This is a genomic window from Bradyrhizobium sp. 6(2017) (assembly GCF_011058295.2).
Lineage (GTDB): Bacteria > Pseudomonadota > Alphaproteobacteria > Rhizobiales > Xanthobacteraceae > Bradyrhizobium > Bradyrhizobium septentrionale.
The window spans coordinates 7,173,924-7,194,675 of sequence record NZ_CP049289.2; the positions used below are offsets into that span (position 1 = coordinate 7,173,924).

Genomic DNA, 20,752 nt, shown 5'->3' on the forward strand with positions numbered 1-20,752 from the left:
CCCTTTCAAAATATGAACCGAGCCTTCGATCTGACATGCTGGGAATCGGCAACAAACCACCCTTTACAGCCCTCGACAGGCACGCACCGTGAGCATCGGCAGCCGATGTGCTTCCAGTGCGACCAACCCTGTTAAATGGGGAAGCTGTCGAGAAACTGATGACGACAACGTGCCTCGAGCATGGTGCATGACCTGCGCGCTTCGCCGTCAACAGCCGATAGACCGAAGATTCAGAGACAAAATACTGCTTCTCAATTCCCAAAGTCCGGGAATTGGCCACTGCCGAGTTCGCGACGCTGCGTCTTCGGCTCTTGAAACTCGCTGCCCGTGTCGTCGAGACCACGAGCCGCATTCGCCTTGCGTTTGCCGCGGCATGTCCCGAAGCCGACCTGATCCGCGGCTTGCCAGGCGCGCTGCTGCCGCTCGGTCCTGGACCGGCGGGGCGTCCGCCCCCCGTTCGCCCAACCCTACACCTCAAGCGCGTTGCAAAGTACGGGTCGTCAGGCGGTGAAAAGCCGAAGGCAATCCCGCGCGCCTCGTCAGAGCAGATGTGCGGCCACATCAATCGGACTAAAAAAAGCACTCTCACGAATAGGACGGGCTAGCCCTGAAGGAGATCGAGCTTAGCGCGCCCGTACATCTGCCGTTTGACCAGCTTGAGTTTGGTGATCTGAGCTTCCACTTGGCCATTGGACCATGGTTGCGTGATAGCCGCGTGCACCGCGCCCTTATCTTTGGCGATGCCATTCGCGAACGAGCCAATGAGGCTCCGCTAGGATTCATCTATCCAAGGTTCGAGCTCGATCTCGCCCCTCTTTCTGATCATCGCGTGGAAGCGGCCAACGAGAGCGTGGGCATCGGCCAGCATAGGAACGCTTTGTTCAATAGCGGCAACCGTTACGGTCTCGGCCTTGCTTAGGTGGTCGCGCTTCGTCGTCAACAACTGCGCTATCGTCCTGGCGGCGGGGACCTTCTGCAATTGTTGACGGCTGATAGTCTCGGCGCGTCGCCGTCGCGTGGCCCATTCCGCCACCACGCGCAGCGATCCCTTAAAGCCTTGCCCTCTCAAACGGCGCCAGAGTTCGGCACCGTTGCGACAGCCGCCTGACCACTGCGCGTCCAGGAACGGCAGGTGCCCATCCAGGGTGCTTTGACGTAATCGAGAACGGCCGCTGCAAGTGGCATCGAGCGCGGCACGCTCACAGGTGTGAGGGAGACGACAAGCGCTCTGCCTGTTTGTGAATCGACGCTGAACATTGCCCCCGCACGCGCGAAGTCAATCAAGCACTTGGGACGCCGATCGGCGTCCGGACCCCACGCCGATTCACAGTGTCTTCCGTCAGCGTCGAGCCTTGCAACCGCTTTACGAGAGCGCGCGGTTTCGTCGCACCCTAAGTAGAAACTGACTGCTGCAAACGTCTAGGTTGTTTGCAACCCTCGGCTTGGGCCCCAGAAACCCAAGATAGCATCAGTGGCCATCAATGGGCCAGCGTATAACGCCCCCGTTCGGTGGGACGGTGCGCCTATGTCGAAGGGGCACCCCAAAAGCACATTGGCCGTTCAGGATTACGGTTTCTGAACCCCGCGCGCACTGACAGTTCAGGTCCGGTCATCATGAATCAGGAACAGCAGAAGCCCGTTCCCGAAGATCATACGTCCGTCAGCAAGGACGAGGAATCGGGCGCACGGGGGTTGCAGCGCGATTTGCAGGACCGCTTGCAGCCGGCGGACGACGAGCCGGTCAGCGAGCCTGTCAATGATAGCGCCCCCCATCCCGAAGCGCCTGCAGGCTCGGGCCGGTGGGTTCGGCGCCTGCTCAAGGTCGGCATTGGCCTCGCCCTCGTCGCGATCTTCGGATGGCTGCCGCTGAAAGCCGTGCTGCAGACCTCGAGCGTCGAGGCCGTGGTCAATGCCAGGATCGTAACCCTGCGCTCGCCGATCGACGGCACCGTGAGTGCGAAGCCGCAGAGCTCCACGCAGCTCAGTGTGGTCCACGAAGGCGATACGATCCTTCATGTCGTCAACGCGCGCGGCGATCGGGTGCGGCTCGACGATCTCCGGCGGCAGATGTCCCGGATGGAGAATGAGCGCCCGAGTCTCGCCGCAAAGCTTGCGGCCCGCCGAGACGTCGCAACAGGACCTCGCGCGCCAGGCGGCCCAGTTCCGCGACGGCCGCATCCTCCAGCTCGAGGCGCGGATCGCCGAAATCCAGACCGCGATCGAGGCCGCGGCCCGCGCGACGGGAAGAAGCGACGGCGGCGGTTGAACGCGCCTCGTCGCTGGTCAAATCGGGCAGCGTCTCGACGGTCGAAATGGCCCGGCTGACGCGCGAGCAGGCGATCGCCCATCAGACCGAGATAGGCGCGCAGCGCCGGCTCGACGCCGCCAAGGTCGAACTCACCGCGGCAAGGAACGGCACCTATCTTGGCGACAGCTACAATGACCGGCCGAGTTCCGTGCAACGCGAAGAGGAGATGCGCCAGCGCGTCAGCGATCTGCGCGCCGATCTGGTGCATTCCGATGCGGAGATCGACTGGCTCACCCACGAGATTGCCTCGGAGCAATTGCACTACATCAACCGGGCGGAAGCCGACATCAAGGCGCCGGTCGCCGGACGCATCTGGGAGATGATGACGTCGCCGGGCGAGGACGTCAGGGCCGGGCAGCCCCTGCTCAAGCTGCTCGATTGCACCGGCGCAGTGGTCACCGCCAATGTCACCGAAGGCGTCTATAACCGCCTCAGGCTTGGTGAGCGGGCGAGCTTTGAGCCGAACGACGGCAGCGCTTCGATCAAGGGTGAGATCGCCAACCTCACCGGTGCATCGGGGGCGCCCGCGAACCTTGCGATCAATCCGGATGCGCTGAACAAGGAACCGTACCGGGTGACGGTCTCGATGCCGGAGCTCGACACCACGGGCAAGGATTGCGTGGTCGGCCGAACCGGGCGGGTGGTGTTCAACACGGACGCGGCAAAGTCATGATGGCGGCATTCGCGCCCGGGCTGGTCGCCTTAGGCGCCTGCCTTGCGATCCTGCCGCTGCTCCGGCGCGAGCAGACGCTGGGGCGCGTCATGATGACCGGCATATCGTTCCTGCTGCTGTTGCACTACTTCGTCTGGCGGGTGACCCAGAGCCTGCCGCCGTTGGGGCTCACCGCCGACGCGGTGGTCGGCTATCCCTTCGTGGCGGCCGAGGCGGCCTCGATGATCGCGGTGTGCCTGTCGCTGCTGTTCCTCAGCCGCACCATCGACCGCTCGCCCGCGGTCAATGCCATCCTGCGTCAATCCAAGGCGTTGACGGATGCGCCGCGCGTCGACGTCTTCATCTGCACCTACAATGAAGAGAAGGCGATCCTCGAGCGCACCATCATCGGCGCCACCGGGCTGAACTATCCCGATTATCGCGTCTGGGTGCTCGACGACGGACGGCGGCTCTGGCTGCGCCGGCTCGCCCAGGAGCTCGGCTGCAACTATCTGACCCGTCCGGACAACCGCCATGCCAAGGCCGGCAACATCAATCATGCGCTCCAGCACGTTTCCGGGCTGCCGGACCGGCCGGAGTTCGTCTCGATCCTCGATGCGGATTTTGTCCCGATGCCGGACTTCCTAACGCGGGCGATGAGCCTGATGCAGGACGGCACCGTCGGCGTCGTGCAGACGCCGCAGCACTTCATCAATCCGGATCCGATCCAGACCAATCTCGCCGCAACCGACGTCTGGCCCGACGAACAGCGTTTCTTCTTCGACATCCTGATGCCGGCCAAGGACGCCTGGGGCACGGCATTTTGCTGCGGAACCTCATCGCTGATCCGCTTTTCCGGCCTGATGCAGATCGGCGGCTTTCCGACCGATTCGGTGACGGAGGATTATCTCGTCACGCTGCGCCTGAAGGAAAGGGGATTGCGCACGGTCTATCTCAACGAGCGCTTGACCATCGGTCTCGCGCCGGAGGGATTGAAGGAATACATCACCCAGCGCGGGCGCTGGTGTCTCGGCTTCATGCAGATCTTCAGGGGCCGCAGCGGGCCGTTCTCGCGGCAATCGAAGCTCGCCTTCATGGACCGGCTGTCGCTGGTCGACGCCTTCATGAGCTGGGCGGCGCTCTATGGCACCAAGGTTTTCGGCCTCGTCGTGCCGTGGCTCTATCTGCTGTTCGGCATCAAGGCGGTTCACGCCGATCTGTTCGAGCTTCTGAAGTACTTCATGCCGTTCTATGTCTGGCACGCCTTCACCATGGCTTGGATCTCGCGCGGTCGCTCGCTCGCGATCATGACCGACGTGTCGCAATGCATCGCAGCCCCCGCGGTCCTGAAGGCGGTCGTGATCGGCCTCGCCAAGCCGCAAGGCCACAAGTTCAAGGTGACGGCCAAGGGCGGTGACCGCGATCGCCGCTTCATCGAGTGGCCGCTGCTGCGGCTCTATGGCAGCGCCTTGCTCATCACGCTGCTGGCGATCGCCTACGCATTCATCCTGCATGTGCGCGGCGACAGCATCGCCTATGGGGGGCTGGCGCTGGCCTGGAGCCTCTATAATTGCGTCGTGCTCGCGATCGTGTGCTTCATTTGCATCGAGCAGCCGCGGCGTCGCAAGGCCGAGCGCTTCGAGCGTGACGAGCCGATCCTGATTCACGAAGGTACGGAGCCGCGGCTGGTCCGGATGGTCGACATTTCGATCTCGGGCGCGCGCTTCATCGATCCCGCCCCTCCCGCAATCGGCGCCTCGATCAAGTGCAATGTCTACGGACAGAACGTGGCCGCGCTCGTGGTCCGCCGCACCCGCGATGGCTTCGGCGTCCGCTTCGAGGACGCGGTTGCGACGCGGATCAATGTCGTGCGCGCATTCTATGCCGGCGAATATGTCCGCGCCTTCCGCAGTGTCCGCGCAGCGCCGGTCGGCAAGGCCCTGCTGATGCGGCTGTTCGGCTAGAGCGGCATGAATGAGGTGGGCCTGCAGCAGTCCCATCCGTCGTCATTCCCCGATGCGCAATTGCGCATCGGGGAATGACGACGGAGAGAGGCGACGCGTCAAGCCGCCGGCTTCGCCGCCTGGTCCTCGGTCGACAACAGATGCAGCAGCGCGCTCTTGATCGCGGCCTGCCGGGTCGGCGCGGTGATCTGGGCGCCGAGCAGGTCGGTGACATAGAACACGTCGCGGGCGCGCTCGCCGAAGGTCGCGACATGCGCCGAGGGCGATGTTGAGGTTGAGCTTCGAGATCGCGGTGGTGAGCTGATAGAGCAGGCCGGGGCGATCGAGGCCGGAGACCTCGATTGTGAATCGACCCTGAACATTGACCCCGCACGCGCGAAGTCAATCAAGCACTTGGGACGCCGATCGGCGTCCGGACCCCACGCCGATTCACATCCGACGGCACAAGCGCTACCGTCGTGCCGTTGGCGAGTTCAAAAGGGGGGCTTGACAATAAACTGCAATTAAAGGGCCGAATGACAAATGGCGGCCAACTCCTCTCAGTTCGCGTTCTATGGGCCTGTACGGCTTCGTACCCGATTCCGTGACAGCCGAGGCAAGACTCTATCGAGCTGAGCCATAGACCAGCATCTTACGCATCCCGACCTCTGCTATTTTCTATGGTCATCGAAGTGTGACCATCGATCGCGCACGGTTCGACGACGAGTGCTCGATGTTCACGCCAATGGCGCGAAACCAAATCGCAAACGCGAAGATCGCTAACAAGGCGACGGCCGCGATCGCTTCAGGGGGCGACATCCGCTTCATGGCGAGGGCCTCCGCGCGGGCAGAAAGACAGATCGATCCCGATAAGTTTACATGCCTCACCGACGGTTGCCGCCTACCGAAAAGGGTAGGCCACGCGGATGCGCAGATGTCTGCACATCCGGGCGGCCCACGTCATGAAATCAAAAAGGGGTTTGTACCGCTACTTCACCTTGCCGCCATCTCGCGCCGACGTCTGCGCAGACGCGATATCGTCTTCAAGGATAACCTGCGCACCCACAAGATCGACGGCGTTCGCCAGGCGATCGAAGCGGTCGGCGCCAAAGTGCGCTATTTGCCGGCCTACTCGCCGGACCTCAATCCGATCGAAATGGCATTCTCAAAGCTGAAGACGGCGCTGCGCAAGCGGGCCGCTCGCACCGTGACAACGCTGATGAAGTTGATCGGCAAGCTCATCAGGGCTGGATCATCCGGTGCAGCGTCCATGCTTCGCCGATGTAGACGTAGCGGACCACATCGCGCAGATCGAAGAAGACGCGCATCATCGCCGCCGCCATATCCTTGCCGAGAAAAGTCGGGTGCGGCTCGATCAGCGTCTCGCCATCGGATGTGATCGCGTGCCACATCGGCGCGATCTCGGCGCGCTTGGCGAAGTGGGCCTCGCAAAATTGCGAGGCCCGGTCGAACATTATACGCAACTCTTTTTCGCTCATGCTTCGACTCCGTAGGCGGTGCCAAGCGTGCGCGCCAAGGCGATCACGGCGCGGCGGTGCGTCTGATCGAGCCGCAGCATCGCCTCGTTGATCTCGACGCCATCCTTGGTTGCCAAGAAGCCCGCGAGCTTCGTCACCGTCGGCGGCTTTTTGCTGCCGACCAGATCGCCCATGAAGAACGACACGTCGCTTTCGAGCACGGTGGCGATCTGCTGCAGGCGTCCCGTGCTGACGCGGTTGACGCCCTTCTCGTATTTCTGGACCTGCTGAAAACTGACGCCCAGCTTATCGGCCAGCTCGGATTGGCTGATATGCAATTCCAGTCTGCGTTGCCGCAGCCGGTTGCCGATGATCTTGTCGATCCCGGTGACCGTGCGCGGGTGGGTTTTGCGTGCTGGCATCTACTTTCTCCTTGAGTGACCGTTGGTACGCTTCTTCGGTTTGGATTGCGCTTTGCGCTCTTGCCGCGCCAGCCAATCGGCGGCCACCTTGCGCTCGGACTCGACGTCGATCTCCTTTTTCTTGACGAACTCTTCCTCGTAACCGAGCGAGGTGATCACGGCGGCGATGGTCGCATGCTGCGGCGATCTCGTCGTGCCGTTGAACCAATTGTCGAGCGTCGAAGTCGAGACGCCCGAGATTTCGTGAACGATCTTCAGCTTCTTGATCAAACCCTCGTCCTGTATCAGCGTGCGCATCTTGTCGATGACCGGATTTTTGTCGATGTAGGAGTACGTCCGGTAAGTTCGCATAAACCCCCTAGCCATTGTGCGCTGCTCCCATCATCTCGATCTTATGTCCTTTCGCCGTCAGCTCGTAGCCGCTGCCGTTCTTCTTGATCAGACCGCCGCGCTTGGCGCGGTCCAGCACACCTGCAACACTCTTCGGCGACATGCCCTTCGCCGCCATGTGCTTGCGCAGATCGGCAGGCGACACCGGGCCTGCTTCAAGCGCAGCACGCAGCAAGATGTTGCCTGAGCCGGGAGAGGCGCGGCCCACAGGCCCATGCTTCACATCAGGAGCTGGCAGCGCAGGCACTGCGCCGCCGAGCTGAGCCCGCGCCTGGGCGGTGAGTTGGTGCACGCCCTTATTCGCACCAGCTTCAGCAAGGCCTTTCTTGCGCAGCTGATGCACAGCCCCGTAAGCGCGCGTCTTGTTTCCGCCGAGTGCGGCGCTGATCTCGCTGATGTGCTTCGGCCCCTCCAACAACAGCTTGACGGTGAGCTCCTCAGCGCTCTCGCCGTTGCGAGCCTTCGCAGCTGCTTCCTCTAGCTGCTTCCGTCCAGCTCCTTGACCGCCGTGGCCGAGGTCGAGATGCAGGTCTACTATTCCGGGCATGTCATTTAGTTTGCGCAGCACGGGGCCGAGCGCGATCTCTTCTACTTCGAGTCTGATAGGAAACGTTTTAGGCATCGCTTTGATCACCTTTGCGTTGATCAGGTTTCAGGTCGGCGATGTGAGATTGGGGCAGAAGGGTAGAGGCAGCTTGAGATGCCGCACGAGTTTTTCCTCGCCTTTGTCGCACACACTTTTTGCCCAAGAGCGTCTCGTGCTGCCCCAGCGAGAACGAGACCGACCCCGAGGAGCTGTTAAAATAAGTGACACCGTGGCGGTTGTATAGCGGAGCAAAATATCGTCGGTCGTGGGCGAGTACACACTGCCACCAATGCGTGATTTCAAAAAACGAGCCCCGCCGAAGCGGGGCCAAGGTTAGGGAGAATATGCGGTTTGTGACAGGCGTCATCCCGGTGCCGCAGCTCTCATGAGCTTGCTGCTTTCAGCGCGTCGATCTCCGCGCGCAGCTCATCGTTCTGCGTCGATAGCCGCTGCACCGCCGACCACAGTGTCGTCAGCATGTAGCGGTCGTTGATCGCCTTGATCGACATCTCCTCTTCGCCGAGCGCTTCGGCTTCCTTGCTGTCCAGCTCCGGGATGTCGATGTGCTTGAGCGCCGCGCGCATCACACGGTCCACAGCCGGGATGCCAATGTCGCGAACGGCAATCGGCACGAGCAGTTCGACATCCTGTGCAGTCCAGCCGTACAGCGTTTCGTTGGCGACATCACCGCGCCCGAAAAACATCTCGCGCGCCGCTGGGTTCGCTGGCGTGAATTCGTTCACCGGCAGCGCATTGACGATGGCGAGCGCGGCAGCGGGATCAGTCTGTCTGGTGACGCTCTTGACGCGGGCATCCGATGTTTGCCAAGCGCCTGCAGCAAGGAAAGCGCCGGTGTTGCCGTAGAACGAATAGGTGGTGCCGGACAGGTTCTCGCCGCTCATGCCGTAGAGGCTGGTGCCGTTCGCCCATCCGACGACCCCGGCGAAGCCCGGCCCACTGGCTCGAAAATCGGCGGCATAGCTTGCGGTTGCGCCCGTCACGTTAAACGCGGTCACATTGGTGGCGGACGGCTGGTTGATCGTCAGCCCGCCAGTGTTCTGAAAGACCGCCCTGACGGTGCCAGAGAAGCAGATGTTGATCGGTATCGTGCCATTGCTCAGATTGATGTTGTAGCCGCTCGCATCGACGCCAAGCGATCCGTAGGTCACGCCACCTGTACGGTAAAGCGTGATGGCACCGAAACCATTGTCGCCGGTCATGGCAATCGACTTCGGCTGCCACTGGCCCTGCTGCGTCAGCGTCGCGGTCGTATTCAGCGTCATCAGACCGCCAGCGGCGACCGAAGCGGGTGACGCAAAGAAATTCAGATTGCCTGTCGGTGGATCATCAATGATCGCGACACCATAACCGGCGCTCTGCGCTAACCATTGCGAGCCATCGGCGCTCACGAAGACATTGAACCCCAAGCTGGCATCAATCGACATTGAATAGCTGCCGACAGACGCGGGGTAGGCCGGTGCAGGTCGCACTGAGCCGACGCGCAGCGCGCCGGTCATTCGGTCGCCCGCCTTGATGACACGCGAGGTGTCGGATGGGTGAACGTGATCCTCGCGCGAGAAGTTACCCGAGACGCCGACAGCGCCGACGCTGGCCATGATCGGCGTAGCGGTGCCTGGACTGCCTGCACCGGGCACGCCTTGAACGCCCTGCGGGCCTTGCGGACCAACCAGCGACGTGCCTGACGGCCACGCGCCGCCAGCCTTCGGCCCATAGATGAAGTTGGTTGCGGTGTTGATGTAGAAGTTGCCGTTGACGCCGATCCCGGCAGTCGGCGCAACGGTGCCGTACAGCACGGTGTTGCCATCGACGCCCGGATTGCCCTGCGGCCCTTGCACGCCCTGCGCGCCTTGCGGGCCGGTATTGCCGATCACGCCTTGCGGGCCGGTATTGCCCTGCACGCCCTGCGGCCCCGGCGGCCCCGGCACTGTCGAGGCTGCGCCGGTCGGGCCGACAGGGCCTTCCGGGCCGACAGGGCCTTGGATGCCTTGCGCGCCCTGCGGCCCCTGCGGGCCTGTCAGGAGCACAGGCGCAGGCCAGATGCCGCCTTCCTTCGGCCCGTAGAATTGATGGGTCTCCTCGTTGTAGTAGAAGTCGCCATCGACGCCGAGCGAGCTGGTGGGATCGCTGGTGCCGCTCAGCACCGAATTGCCGCGCGCTCCAGGCGGGCCCTGATCGGGTGAGATGATGATCGCAACATCGTCCTGAATGATCTCGACCTCGCCGGTCACATCCAGCGTCTGCGTGATCGAAAAGTCGTTCATCGCGATGGTCCGGGGTTGACGGTGAGCACGCCAGACCAGAGCTGCTGCTTGACGCCGTTCAGCGTCATCACCAGCGACTGGTCATAGGGGCCGATGGTCATCTCCAGCAGCCGCTCGCGCGTGATCAGCACGGTGAAGCTGCCGCCCGGTCCATCGGCGATGTCGATCTCTCCGGTGTCGGTCGAGAGCGTTAGGAAGGCGGTCGCATCCTGCGCATGCCTGCGCGCCTTCATCACGAACGCTGCGCCGGTCAGGTCGATGGGCTCACCGCTGAGCGTGCGATAGAGGAAGCTGCGGAAGAAGTCCGCATCGTTCGCAACGGTGATGTTGACCGTGGCCATCGCTCAGAATCCCTGATAGGCCGCGTCGATTGCCGCCAGCGTTGTGATGCTGCCGCCCGAGATGCCCGCGCTGGTCTGCTCAAAGGCCATGTAACACTGGTTGGTGTGCTCGGCGACCTTGGCCGACATCTGGATCATGGTCGGGGCATCGACATCGTAGAACAGCCCATCCGAGCCGAACCACTTCGTGGTGTAGGTGCTGTCGGCCAGAGCCAAGGCACGACCATCGGAGATCAGGCCGCGCGAGCGATCATCGGTCTTGACCGGGATGCCCGCCGCCGTCATGCCGCCGTTGACCTTGTTGAGGCGCGCGGTGCCGTTGTAGTTCTGCAGTTGCGCCTTGCTGTACTGGCCTGCCGCAGGCTGCGAGAAGTTCGCGCCGTCCCATAGATACAGCGGCAGGAAGTCGCTGACATAGTGGTAGATGTCGGCTTCATCCGGCACCGAAGGCGCGTCAGCCATGCCGTTGCTCGTGAGCCACGCCGCATAATCGCTGTCGCTGGTCGGCACATAGATGTTGCGCGCCGACGAAAGCACGTTGGCTGCATCGCCCGCGACGTGCCAATACCAATCTTTCGGGTTGAACATCGAAGCGCTCCCTTAATTGTACTGGCCGCCGCTTGTGAGGACGCCCGGTTGGTTGCCGGGGAAGTAGCTCGCGCCAGACCCCTGCGTGTTGATGACGCCGTTGAGGGCGGCGAAATACTTCTGGCCGGTGACGAAGCCTGCGCCGGGGAAGGTCGGTGCGCCTGGCACCGGCACCGCAATCGATCCGTTCGAACTGGCGACGGCAATCGCCGCCGTGACGTTCATTGAACCGGCGAAGTTGAACACTGAACCCTGCTGCAGGCCGATGAAGCCACTGAAGAAGGCCGCGAAGAGTTCCTGACAGGAGCTGCCCGTGTTGAAGGTGTGGCTGCCGGGATAGAGATAGCCGCCATACGCTTCGAAAATATAACCGGCAGTCGCGCCCTGCGATGCCGTGTTGATCGTGGCGATCGAGCCGCCGCTTGATGCGGCGAAATTGCACGGCGGGCCTTGGCCGGTGCCGGTCTGGGTGCAGAGATCGCGCACCACCATGTTGTTGGCGCTGGTGCAGAGGAAGGTGTGCTGGTTGTTGGCTCCCATCACGAAGGTCTGGGTTGGACCGGCACCCTTGACGATGATCGACGGGCCAATCACGTTCGGCGTCACGCACGGCTCATTGAAGGTGCCAGCCGACAGATTGATGGTCATCGTGTAGACCGAAGGCCCGTACTTGAACGTCTCCTGCATCGCGCGAACGATGGTCCTGAACGGGCCGTGCGGCGCGGCGACAACCGCCTGCGAGCCATCGTACAGCGCGTCGTCGCCGGTCACTGGGTTGACGTAAAGATTGGTGTTGGCGGCGAGGATCGGCACGAAGGCCGCAGGCGCGAACGATGCGCCGTACAGCTCGAAATTTCCGTGCGGTCCATTGTAGACAAGCAGCGCCCAGTAGCCACCCGGAAGATCACCGGCCTGCAGCGCAGGGCCGCCGCGCCGCACGATGTTCTTGCCGCTCAACCCGTTGATCGAAAGCACCGCAGGGCCGGTGTTGGTGATCGCGACCCGCACCCAGACGAACATGCCGTCGATGTACGCGGTCAGCGCCGGGGTCAGCGCAATCGAAAGAATGTTCACCGCGCCGCTGTCGATGCCTCTGATCACGCCAGCGGATTGCACCGACTTCGATGTCTGGTGCAGGTCCGCATTGTCAGGCACCAGCCCCGCATCGGTGAAGAAGTTGACCAGCTCGCGCTGCGGATACTCAATCGAAGCCGCTGGCGGGATCGAGCCCATCTGCCCGGTGGAGGGATCGCCGTTGATGTACGGGCCGTTCGGATCGCTCACGCCATATGGTGCGTTGTACTTCATTTGCTTTCCCCGCCGCTATGGCGTCCCAGCCATCGGATCGCCCGGATCGCTGAGACCGGAATAGTCGAAGATGATCTGCGTGTGCGCTGGCTTCCAACGGTTGAGCAGGCACTCAAGGTCATCGGCCAACTTGATGCGCAGATGAGGATCGGCGCCGCACTGGCTCGATGCGCAGCGAAACCAGACGAGGCCCGCCTGATGCACATGCACCGTCCAATAGAAGCGGTTGGTGTCGGGGCCGAGCCCGTAGTATGACCATTCCGACAGCTCGCCGAGCGCGACGTTCTCGCCGTCCGGATTTTTGATCGGCTGGCCCCACTCGTTGTACATCGGGTTGGAGCCGTCGCCGTGAACGCGATTGTCCCCGACGCGGTCGAGGCCGACCACGAAGGTCCGGTATTCGGTGATCGTGACCGAGTAGCCGATCTGCGCGGCGATGCCGATGAAGAACTCGCGCGACTGCGCGCCCTGCATCGTCATGCGCATGATCAGCGCCTGCTGCCGCTCTGCGATACTTTGCGGGCTTTGATAGCAGGGATCGGGCAGGCCCCAGTTGCGCTCCCAGTCCCGCAGCAGCTCGACGGTCTGGCGCGGATCGCTCTCGCGCTCCAGCAGATCGGCGGCGCGGCCATCCACGAAGCCCCAGTAATCGCACAGGCCGGTGATCCCGCGCACCGTAGTGCTGTCAGGCGCGTGCCTCGGCCATGCTTGGCCCTGCGGCAGCAACGCGAGATAGGCCTCGGTGTAGTCGCTGCCGCTGCGCCGGATGTGACGGTCGCTCATCAGACGTAACTGATGGTGCCGAGCACCGCCATGCTACCGACCGATGCCATCACGTAGTCGCTGGTGGAGACCAGCCGGAAGGACTGCACATGCGGGGCGCTCATGATGGCGAAGCTGACCCACGCCGCGAAGATGGTTTGTCCAGGCGCGGCTTTCAGGAACAGCATGCCGCGAATGCTGGCCTCGATCTCGGCCTTGGCTTCATCGGTGTCAGGCATCAGCTCGGCAATGTTGACATCAATGAACTGCTTGATCGGCGCGACCACGTAGCAATCCTTGACGGTGACCGGGCGCATCTTGTCGATGTAGTCGGCAACCCGCTGGATATCGTCAGGCTGCGGCCAGCCGTCGTCATCGGGATAGAGATCGTCCATCAGGAAGCGCACGGTGATGGTGCCGACGCCTTGCTCTGGCGCGGCCCATGCGCGCGTCACGCCGGGGACCGCAAGCGCCCATTGCTCATAGTCGGCGATGCTGCCGCCCATCGGCGGGTTCTGGATGCGGTGCAGGATGCGGGATCGCAGCTGCGCATCGGTCTCGATGTCGGTGCCGCCGCTGACGTGGATGGTCGAGGCCGAGCCGACGCTATTGACGGGCGGCACGATGATCAGCGAGGAGCCATCGGGAATATTGCCGAGCGTGCCGGAATCGAGCGCGCGGATGTTGGCGACGACAGGCGCGGCGACCGAGACGGTGATGTCCTCCAGAGTCTCGAAGGTCAGGCTCTGGTTCGGCGAGTCGGTATTGGCAGGCATGCCGAATCCGCTCTGCAGCTGCGTGAAGGCTGGCAGCACGGTGCCATTGGTGGTGCCGATGATGTTGGCGGTGCCGGTCGCCAGCGCGGGCATCTTACGGCCTGTCGATCCATCGGAATTGACCAGCCAGATATCGCCATGGCGGTCGAGCCATTCGGTCTCGGCTGTGTCAGGCAGCAGCTGCAGCGAGAGCCAGTCGATATACTGCAGGGTCAGATGGCAGAGCGCGCCCTGGTTGTCCGATAGCACGCGCAGCACGCTGTTGGGCACATTGGCATCGGCTCCAGGCAGCGATGCATTCACGGCATCGCGCACCAGCGAGCGGACTTCTCGCAGTGTTGGTGTTGACCAAGGCATCCGCTACGGCCCCATCGCGTCCCAGAGCACCTCGTAACGCAGATCAATCGGCTGCGCGGGTCCTCGATAAACTCTCAGCAGTGCGTCGATGCGTTGCGTGTCCACGCGGTTCACCCAGACATCGAAGCTGGAGCAAACCTTGCGATCCACGAATGGCTGCATGGCGACGCGAATGTAGTTCTCGACCATCATCACGGTGGAGCCCTCGCGCGCCGATGCCGGGTTGATCTTGGCGCGGCGCAGCAGCCACAGCTTCGAGCCGATGGGCCAGCCGTTCCAGATCAGCTCGGCGTCGAGATCGCCCCACCAGCCGCAGCGATCGTTGCTGTCAGGATCGGGCAGCACATCATCAGGCGCGGCCAGCGCGTTGGTGCCGAGCGCAACGCAGACCGCTGTCGCCAACGCCTGCGAGTCGTCCAGCGTGCCATCGGGCAGCAGCAGCCAGTCCAGCGTGACGGAATATTTCGGAAAGATATTGTTCTGGACCAGCCGGATGTCGGGGACATTCGCGGCGCTGCTCATCGCTCACCCGACCTTGGCGTAGACGTTGACCGAGAGTCCTGCGTCGGTGCCGACGCGCCCGAAAGTGGCTTCGCCTTTCTTGGCCCCGAGGTAGACCTCGCCGCCGACGACATGCACATAGATTTTTCCGTCATCGAGCATCAGGTGCGCTTCCTTGCCCGCGAGGCGCGTGGCTCCAGCGGTGACATCGACAAAGCGGCTGGCCTTCTGGTTGTCCTTCTTGAGCGATTCCTGCCCGCGCTTTTGCTGGCCGCCCTGCGATCCGCCAGCGCTGCCATCGAGCGCCTGCACGCCCGCGCCACCGCTGCTCTGGCTGGAATTGCCTTCGCTGTCCTGATCGACCAGCGCCATGCGCACGGTCTTGTTCTGCGGCGCGCTCCAGAATCCACCATCCTGCGTCATGTGGAATTGCTGCTTGTCGCCGCGCCCGCGAAACATCGCGGTGTCGCCTTTGTCCAGCTTGTAGAGCCGATGCCGCCGATCATCCATCGGGCCCGATGCCGGGAAGGATCGGTTGCCGCCCATGAATCCGATGAAGGTCTCGGCGCTCGCGGTGATCTTGCCGTCCTGCCCCTTCTCGGCATCAAACACCACGCTGGTGAAACCATAATTCTGCGCGGCCTCGATCTCGGAGCGGGTCTCGTTGGCCATAAAGTTGCCGCCCATCTCCTGCATCAGCTTGGTGTCGTCCACCTTATCGACGACGCTGCGCGCCCCGCCTGCGGTATAGGCGCGGATCGAAGTATTAAGCGGCGTGGCCCGGTGCATAGTCTGCTCCTCTAGCCGGGGTTGAAGTTCGCGCGATCTCGCAGCAGCTCGGGGTTCACCAGATCGAGCGTGGTCAGCGTCCCGGTATTGTTGTCCTGGGTGAATGTGCAGTTCTGAATTTTCATATTGTTGTTCAGCATCGCCATCGGCGAGTAGACGAAGACATCATCGCCTGCGCGCCAGAGGCTGGAGCCATCGCGCAGCCAGCCTTGCACCACGATGGTTGCCTGAATCGTGGTGCCTTCATGCCAGACGCTTTCGTTCTTCGCGCGGGCCTGTATCTCGGCCTGCGTCTTCACCGGCTGCTCGGCGGCAGTGATCAGCTTGCTGAACACCGGGGATGAGCCGCCGACCTTGCCGGTCAGCTCGCTGGCGGCAGTGCCTGAATTGTCGTCGCTGGCTGGTGCCTGCCCATCGACCCGATATTCGGTATAGGTATGCTCGTGCGTGATCACGCACTGGCATGATTTGATGTTCTGGCCTTCCACCAGCTGGGCCACGACAGCCCCGGAATGATCGCCGATCAGCAGGAAGTTGCCCTGACTATCCGAGCCCATCACCACGCCGCGAGGTCGCGCGATGCGTTCAAGGAAGTCCCAGACCAGCTCGCCCTTTTCGTTCTGCAGCTTGTCGAACGGCGTCATGTCGGGCAAGCCGATCACTTTCAGCCCGACGCCATAGGAGGAGATCACCTCCTGCGCCACCTGCACGATGTTCTTCTTGTCGAAGTTGCCGGTCTTGGTATCAACGCTTGAGCGCGCCGCCCAGGCGGTGGCGCTCTTGCCGATCAGCATCACGCCGTGCGCGTGCGCGTCATAGGCGACCTGTCGCGTCTCGATGTAGCCGCTGACCGCGCGCTGCCCAGCCAGATCGATGGTGCATTGATCACCCGGCTTGAACTGCAGCTTTGCGATCAGCGGGAAGGGCCCGCCCTTCTTGTTGATGATCGGGTCGCGCTCGGCTGCAGTGAAGCGGAAATAGGTGAAGCTGTCGGCCCAGCGGTGCTGCACCCAGACCGATTCCCAGTCTTCGAACTTCTGGCCGTTGACTTCAAGAACGGCGACTTCTTGCGGTTTCGGCATGATGATCAGGCCGACAGCGCTTGGCCGCTCGGCTGGCAGAAAGCCGGATGCACGACCTTGTTCTCGGCGCGCAGCTCATCGCTGCGCGAGGCGTCGGCATAGAGTTTGTAAGCCATCACCAGACTCGGCAGCGGCTCGTAAAATCTGAAGTTGACCACGCGCGGCAGCGGTCGCGCGGTCGCTGCCAGATGCTGAGTGACGGCACCATGCAGCGCCACCAGCATCTGGAAAGTCATCTGGTCCATATCGTCGGCGGCGATCTCCTCGGCGTCCTGGAACGGCTGCTGCAGCTGCTGCTTGATCGCGGTGACATCCTGTCGGCTGACAAAGGTCATGCTGGCGATGATGCGGCACTGCGCGGCGAGGCAAAGCCGGATGCCCGCGTCCATCACCAGCGCGCCGCCCAGCGTTACCGGGGCCTCGCCCTCGATCTGCTGGCGGACATACTCCAGCTGCTGCGCCTTCGCGCCAGCCTGCCGCGCCAGCTCGAAGCATTCATCGAGCGGCGGGCCCAGCGCGTCATCGATGCAAAGTTTGTAAGCGTTTGCCCGCGTGTCGCTGATGGCGGTGCGGGCTTCTGATCCGGCGCGGCCCTGCGATGGCACGGTGCCAAGCAGATTGGTCAGCATCCGGTCAACTATCGGTGCGGCTTCATTGGCGTCGAGCCGCTTCATCGGTTGAGCCCAATCGCTGGCGGCAGCGGCAGAGCTGACAGCGAGCGCAGCACCTGAGATCGCAGCGCCTCGCTGGTCTGCACAATCGCGGTGGCAGTGGCGGCGGCTGGCGCAAAGGTCTGCGGATCGAGCCCGTACTCCATGAACGTCATGTCGATCACGCAATAGCCGCCGAAGCGCTCCTCTTCGGTCAGGCGATAGCGCGGGCAGACCACCAGCTGCGAGGCCTGCGTCGGCAGCTGCAGCGTGCCTGGACCTTCGGCCTCCAACTGCCTGACCAGCTGATCGCGCGGCTGGCGGTAGTCGCGCTGATAGAGCGAGTCGCCGCTGTCGTAGGGAAACACGATGCAGTAGCCGCGCACGTTGAACTCGCGCGCAGCTCGGCCCATGTCCTCGGCATAGGGCAGGTCCTTTTTCGGGAACTGATGCTGCACGATCCTGCGCCCGCTCTCGCGCCCGTTGGCCTCGCAATGGAAGCGAGCGCCATTGAACGAGGCGGGCATCAGGCTTTGCCGCCACAGCGCGGGCAGATCGAAAATGTTGCTCATATCGGCGGGCTCTCCATTCCCGGCCCTCGGCGCGCGGGCTCCATCTGCGTCTGGCGATTGATCTCGACATTCTTGAACAGGCCGCCGCCTTCAGCGCCGACGCTGGTGCCCTTCGGCGCGTTGACATCGACACTGATCTTGCCGGTGCCTTCGACCTTGGTGGATGCGGCCTGCGTCTTGTCGATCTGCTGGCGATCCCGAACCGCCAGCGCGGCGCGCTTCGCGGTCAAGCCTTCGTCGGCTTCCTTGTGGCCCGGATTGACTTCGCCATGTCCGAAGATCGGCGTGTTCGGATATCGCAACGCCATAAACTTCGCATAGGCCTGCGCCTGCTGCGGCGTGACATCCTTGTCGTCCTTGGCGATGATCTCCATGCCGACGACATTGCGGTTCGAGAGGCCTGCACCCTTGCCCCAGCCGGTTCTCATGTGCGACGCGCCGGGGCTGCCGGTCTGGACGATGTTGCCTTCGCGATCCATCACATACTGAACGCCGAGGCCGCGCTGGCGCAGCGTGTTCTGCACGCCCGCAACGCTGCCGCGCCCGCCAGTATGATGGGTGATGAAGGCTGCAGGATCACCGCCGCCGACTGCGCTCACTCTCGGCGGCAGATCGCCCGCTGGTGTGTCGCCAGCGCCAGCGCCGCTACCTGGGCCAGCGGTCTGCCCGTTCGGTGCTGGACCTCCCGGCAATCCCTCGCGCGGCCCGACGCCGACGCGTGCTGCACCGTGGTACGGACGCCAGCCGGTCTTCCCCACATTCGACAGCGCGTAGTCGATGGTCGCTTTCTCGTTCGCCGGATCGAGCGGATCGAGGCCGGTCTTTTTCTGAAACTCGTTGCCGAGCCCGCCGCCTGTATAGAGCTGGAATGCACCGCCGGACTTGCCGCGATCACCGAGGAAGGTCCGCAGGCCTTCCGACTTCGCCACGCGAACCGCTGTATCGGGATCGACGCCATACTTCTTTGCGGTCTCGCGGATATAGGGCTCCATCCCGCGCGGATCGTCGCCCTTGCCGAGCGAGATCGGTCCCTTGGTGTTCGGCGTGCCGCCACCGCCGCCGCCATGCGCTGGTGTCGATCCTGCGCCTGCGCCCGAGCCTGCACCGACATCGCTGCCATAGGGCGCGCTCCGGCCGAGGTCGGCATAGCCGCCGCCGCCGAAGGGGCGGCCCATGCCGCCGCCACCGCGCGGCCCAAAGGGCCCGCCGCCGCCCGGACTGTAGGCTGCAGGGATGATGCCGCCGCCGCCAGCGCCGCCACCGAATCCGGTCGGCTGGTAGCCGCCGCCGCGCAGCAGCTCGGTCAGCTGCTTGGTGGCCTCGGTGTTCTTCTCCAGCTCCTGCGGGACGCGATCTTTCCATCGATCCTCGAATGACCTTCCGCCACCGCCGCCGCCGATGCCGAACTTGTCGAACTTTTCCTGAATGCTCTCCTTGGCCTTGTCGGGCCGCAGCAGGTGCTCCTCCTGCACTTGTGTGATCTTCTTGGTGAGGGAATCGAGCGCGCCCTCGGCCAGCTTCAGCGCGGTGATCAGGTACGGGATGAAGGGCTGCTTCATCGACTCGACCAGATCGTCGTACTTCTTGGTGACCTGTCCCCACTGGTTGGCCAGCGCCACCGCGTTGGCCTGTCGCGCATCGGCGAGTTTCTGCTCCTCGGCGCTCAGCTTGGTGAGCGCGCCAGCCGCAGCCAGCTGCGCGTTGTAGCCCTGCAGCTGCCAGAAATTGTTGCGGCGGTTGGCGGCTTCCTGCTCGCTGGCTCCCGCCCTGATGGCGTTGCGATAGACCTGCTCGCCCCCCTCGCGGATGATGTTGAGCTGGGTGGTGATGTCCTTCGCATGCGTCAGGCGGTCGAGATAGGCCTGCATGTTGGCGACCGACTGCGCATCGGGCCCTGCGTTCTTCAGCAGCTCCAGCCGCAGCTGACTGCCTTGGCGCTGCAGGTCCGCGATCTTCGCCGACACCGCGCTCACCGAATTGGCGGCGGTCTCGCCCGAGATGCCGAAGGCCTTCAGCTGCTCGATGACATCCTTGTATTGCGAGGGGCTCACGCCGATCTGTTTCGCCTGCTGGTTCAGCGTCCTGATCTTCTCGGCATATTCGACCAGCGCCTTGCTCTGCCGCATGATCTCGAAGCCGAACAGCGCGAGCCCCGCGGCGCCAGCGGCCAGCCCGCCGCGTAGCATGCCGAGCCCCTTGAAGGTCTCGCCGATCTCGTTGCCGAGGCCCTTAATCTTTTGCTGCAGCTCGCCGGTTTCGCGCTTGAACTTTTCGAGATGCTGCTGACCAGCGCCGCTGCCGAGCAGCTTGACCTCTTCATTGAGTTTCGTCAGCCCAGCCGAAGCGTTGTCGGCCAGCGTAACTGTTAGGCGCAGCTCTTCCTGTTCAGTGGCCATCAGTCATCATCATCTGCTGCTGCCTGCTGCGCGCGGTCAATCTGCGCGGTGCGATGCAGGTGCAACCAGACATCGCTCAGCGGCATCGACAAAAACACTTCAGGGCTGACGTGATACCAGCGTGCCAGGCGGTAGCAGTCGAGGATGATCTCCTCCTCGCTGCCTACCAGGCCGCTGGATCGGGAAGAAAACAACGCCGCAGCCGGTAGGCGCAGCTGTTCCAGTCGCGCGGGTCCATCTCCTCGATGAACGGCGGCAGCACTCCCGACAGCGCTGCGATCATGTAGGACATCTTGCGCTCGTCGATCAGCACATCACCGTCTTGATTGACGCGGATCGGATTGCCATAGCGGTTGATGTCACCAGCTCGCGGCTCGCGCAGCGAGATTTCCCTGACATCCTCACCGCGATTGTTGCGGATCGGCTTATAGATCAGTTTGACGATGATGGGCCACTCATCCTGCTCCAGCGGCCCCACTTCATCCGGGGACGGCTCGATCTCGGGCGGCGGCACCGCCCGCTTGGTGCCGCTCGGCGGGATGATCTCGGGCTCGGGCTTGTCGTCCACG

At 63.2% G+C, this 20,752-nt stretch carries 20 protein-coding genes and 5 pseudogenes; 4 read left to right on the forward strand and 21 right to left on the reverse strand.

From position 1 onward, the window contains the following. Nucleotides 1–251: 251 nt before the first annotated feature. A pseudogene (locus G6P99_RS34040) lies at nucleotides 252–431 on the forward strand (transposase); the annotation flags it as partial. Nucleotides 432–601: 170 nt separating this feature from the next. On the opposite strand, the pseudogene G6P99_RS47940 reads toward G6P99_RS34040, so the two are convergent. Further along, a pseudogene (locus G6P99_RS47940) lies at nucleotides 602–1,162 on the reverse strand (transposase); the annotation flags it as partial. A 452-nt stretch (nucleotides 1,163–1,614) separates the two neighbouring features. On the opposite strand from G6P99_RS47940, the pseudogene G6P99_RS34050 reads away from it, so the two are divergent. Then, a pseudogene (locus tag G6P99_RS34050) lies at nucleotides 1,615–2,981 on the forward strand (HlyD family secretion protein). Then, nucleotides 2,978–4,924 carry a glycosyltransferase gene (locus G6P99_RS34055; RefSeq protein ID WP_165125106.1) on the forward strand — a complete coding sequence of 649 codons (1,947 nt, stop codon included), beginning with the start codon at nucleotides 2,978–2,980 and terminating at the stop codon, nucleotides 4,922–4,924. The pseudogene G6P99_RS34050 and the gene G6P99_RS34055 overlap by 4 nt, the downstream one beginning before the upstream one ends. Before the next feature lie 98 nt (nucleotides 4,925–5,022). Here G6P99_RS34055 and G6P99_RS34060 read toward each other — a convergent pair. Then, nucleotides 5,023–5,275 (reverse strand): annotated as a pseudogene (locus G6P99_RS34060) (ACT domain-containing protein); the annotation flags it as partial. 312 nt (nucleotides 5,276–5,587) lie between these two features. Continuing rightward, nucleotides 5,588–5,731 (reverse strand): hypothetical protein, encoded by a 144-nt coding sequence (locus G6P99_RS34065; RefSeq protein WP_224497165.1) that lies wholly within the window; start codon nucleotides 5,729–5,731, stop codon nucleotides 5,588–5,590. A 193-nt stretch (nucleotides 5,732–5,924) separates the two neighbouring features. Between G6P99_RS34065 and G6P99_RS34070 the strand changes: the two are divergent. Next, a pseudogene (locus G6P99_RS34070) lies at nucleotides 5,925–6,134 on the forward strand (transposase); the annotation flags it as partial. A 10-nt stretch (nucleotides 6,135–6,144) separates the two neighbouring features. Here G6P99_RS34070 and G6P99_RS34075 read toward each other — a convergent pair. The 18 genes from G6P99_RS34075 to G6P99_RS34160 form a co-directional block, all read right to left on the reverse strand. Beyond that, nucleotides 6,145–6,402, reverse strand: coding sequence for a hypothetical protein (locus G6P99_RS34075; RefSeq protein ID WP_224497164.1), 258 nt, complete (start codon nucleotides 6,400–6,402; stop codon nucleotides 6,145–6,147). Continuing rightward, on the reverse strand, nucleotides 6,399–6,803 hold the full coding sequence (locus tag G6P99_RS34080) for a helix-turn-helix domain-containing protein (protein WP_029085690.1): 405 nt from the start codon (nucleotides 6,801–6,803) through the stop codon (nucleotides 6,399–6,401). The genes G6P99_RS34075 and G6P99_RS34080 overlap by 4 nt, the downstream gene beginning before the upstream one ends. Then, nucleotides 6,804–7,169, reverse strand: coding sequence for a hypothetical protein (locus G6P99_RS34085; RefSeq protein ID WP_156929198.1), 366 nt, complete (start codon nucleotides 7,167–7,169; stop codon nucleotides 6,804–6,806). It abuts the gene before it with no gap. Continuing rightward, nucleotides 7,162–7,827 carry a hypothetical protein gene (locus tag G6P99_RS34090; RefSeq protein ID WP_156929197.1) on the reverse strand — a complete coding sequence of 222 codons (666 nt, stop codon included), beginning with the start codon at nucleotides 7,825–7,827 and terminating at the stop codon, nucleotides 7,162–7,164. Before G6P99_RS34090 ends, G6P99_RS34085 begins: the two co-directional genes overlap by 8 nt. A gap of 335 nt (nucleotides 7,828–8,162) precedes the next feature. Further along, nucleotides 8,163–10,061, reverse strand: coding sequence for a collagen-like protein (locus G6P99_RS34095; RefSeq protein WP_051346915.1), 1,899 nt, complete (start codon nucleotides 10,059–10,061; stop codon nucleotides 8,163–8,165). After that, nucleotides 10,058–10,402, reverse strand: a complete 345-nt coding sequence (locus tag G6P99_RS34100) for a hypothetical protein (RefSeq protein ID WP_029085687.1) — start codon at nucleotides 10,400–10,402, stop codon at nucleotides 10,058–10,060. Before G6P99_RS34100 ends, G6P99_RS34095 begins: the two co-directional genes overlap by 4 nt. Before the next feature lie 3 nt (nucleotides 10,403–10,405). Then, nucleotides 10,406–10,990 carry a DUF4376 domain-containing protein gene (locus tag G6P99_RS34105; protein WP_029085686.1) on the reverse strand — a complete coding sequence of 195 codons (585 nt, stop codon included), beginning with the start codon at nucleotides 10,988–10,990 and terminating at the stop codon, nucleotides 10,406–10,408. 12 nt (nucleotides 10,991–11,002) lie between these two features. Continuing rightward, nucleotides 11,003–12,298: a hypothetical protein gene (locus tag G6P99_RS34110; RefSeq protein WP_029085685.1), complete on the reverse strand. Its 1,296-nt coding sequence runs from the start codon at nucleotides 12,296–12,298 to the stop codon at nucleotides 11,003–11,005. Nucleotides 12,299–12,313: 15 nt separating this feature from the next. Beyond that, nucleotides 12,314–13,081: a YmfQ family protein gene (locus tag G6P99_RS34115; RefSeq protein WP_051346914.1), complete on the reverse strand. Its 768-nt coding sequence runs from the start codon at nucleotides 13,079–13,081 to the stop codon at nucleotides 12,314–12,316. After that, nucleotides 13,081–14,193, reverse strand: coding sequence for a baseplate J/gp47 family protein (locus tag G6P99_RS34120; RefSeq protein ID WP_084518904.1), 1,113 nt, complete (start codon nucleotides 14,191–14,193; stop codon nucleotides 13,081–13,083). The genes G6P99_RS34115 and G6P99_RS34120 overlap by 1 nt, the downstream gene beginning before the upstream one ends. A gap of 3 nt (nucleotides 14,194–14,196) precedes the next feature. Further along, nucleotides 14,197–14,715, reverse strand: a complete 519-nt coding sequence (locus G6P99_RS34125) for a phage GP46 family protein (RefSeq protein WP_051346913.1) — start codon at nucleotides 14,713–14,715, stop codon at nucleotides 14,197–14,199. Between the two features lie 3 nt (nucleotides 14,716–14,718). Then, entirely contained in the window at nucleotides 14,719–15,483 is a 765-nt protein-coding gene (locus G6P99_RS34130) for a phage baseplate assembly protein domain-containing protein (RefSeq protein ID WP_029085683.1), read from the reverse strand. Nucleotides 15,484–15,494: 11 nt separating this feature from the next. After that, the gene (locus G6P99_RS34135; RefSeq protein WP_029085682.1) at nucleotides 15,495–16,565 is read right to left on the reverse strand and encodes a phage baseplate assembly protein; all 1,071 of its coding nucleotides are present in this window, start codon (nucleotides 16,563–16,565) and stop codon (nucleotides 15,495–15,497) included. 5 nt (nucleotides 16,566–16,570) lie between these two features. Further along, the gene (locus G6P99_RS34140; protein WP_029085681.1) at nucleotides 16,571–17,239 is read right to left on the reverse strand and encodes a hypothetical protein; all 669 of its coding nucleotides are present in this window, start codon (nucleotides 17,237–17,239) and stop codon (nucleotides 16,571–16,573) included. After that, nucleotides 17,236–17,787 (reverse strand): DNA circularization N-terminal domain-containing protein, encoded by a 552-nt coding sequence (locus G6P99_RS34145; RefSeq protein WP_029085680.1) that lies wholly within the window; start codon nucleotides 17,785–17,787, stop codon nucleotides 17,236–17,238. Before G6P99_RS34145 ends, G6P99_RS34140 begins: the two co-directional genes overlap by 4 nt. Further along, nucleotides 17,784–20,183, reverse strand: a complete 2,400-nt coding sequence (locus tag G6P99_RS34150) for an N-acetylmuramoyl-L-alanine amidase (protein ID WP_165125111.1) — start codon at nucleotides 20,181–20,183, stop codon at nucleotides 17,784–17,786. Before G6P99_RS34150 ends, G6P99_RS34145 begins: the two co-directional genes overlap by 4 nt. Next, nucleotides 20,183–20,377, reverse strand: a complete 195-nt coding sequence (locus G6P99_RS34155; protein WP_165125113.1) for a hypothetical protein — start codon at nucleotides 20,375–20,377, stop codon at nucleotides 20,183–20,185. The genes G6P99_RS34150 and G6P99_RS34155 overlap by 1 nt, the downstream gene beginning before the upstream one ends. After that, nucleotides 20,347–20,751: a phage tail assembly protein gene (locus G6P99_RS34160; protein ID WP_165125115.1), complete on the reverse strand. Its 405-nt coding sequence runs from the start codon at nucleotides 20,749–20,751 to the stop codon at nucleotides 20,347–20,349. Before G6P99_RS34160 ends, G6P99_RS34155 begins: the two co-directional genes overlap by 31 nt. Nucleotide 20,752: the final 1 nt, after the last annotated feature.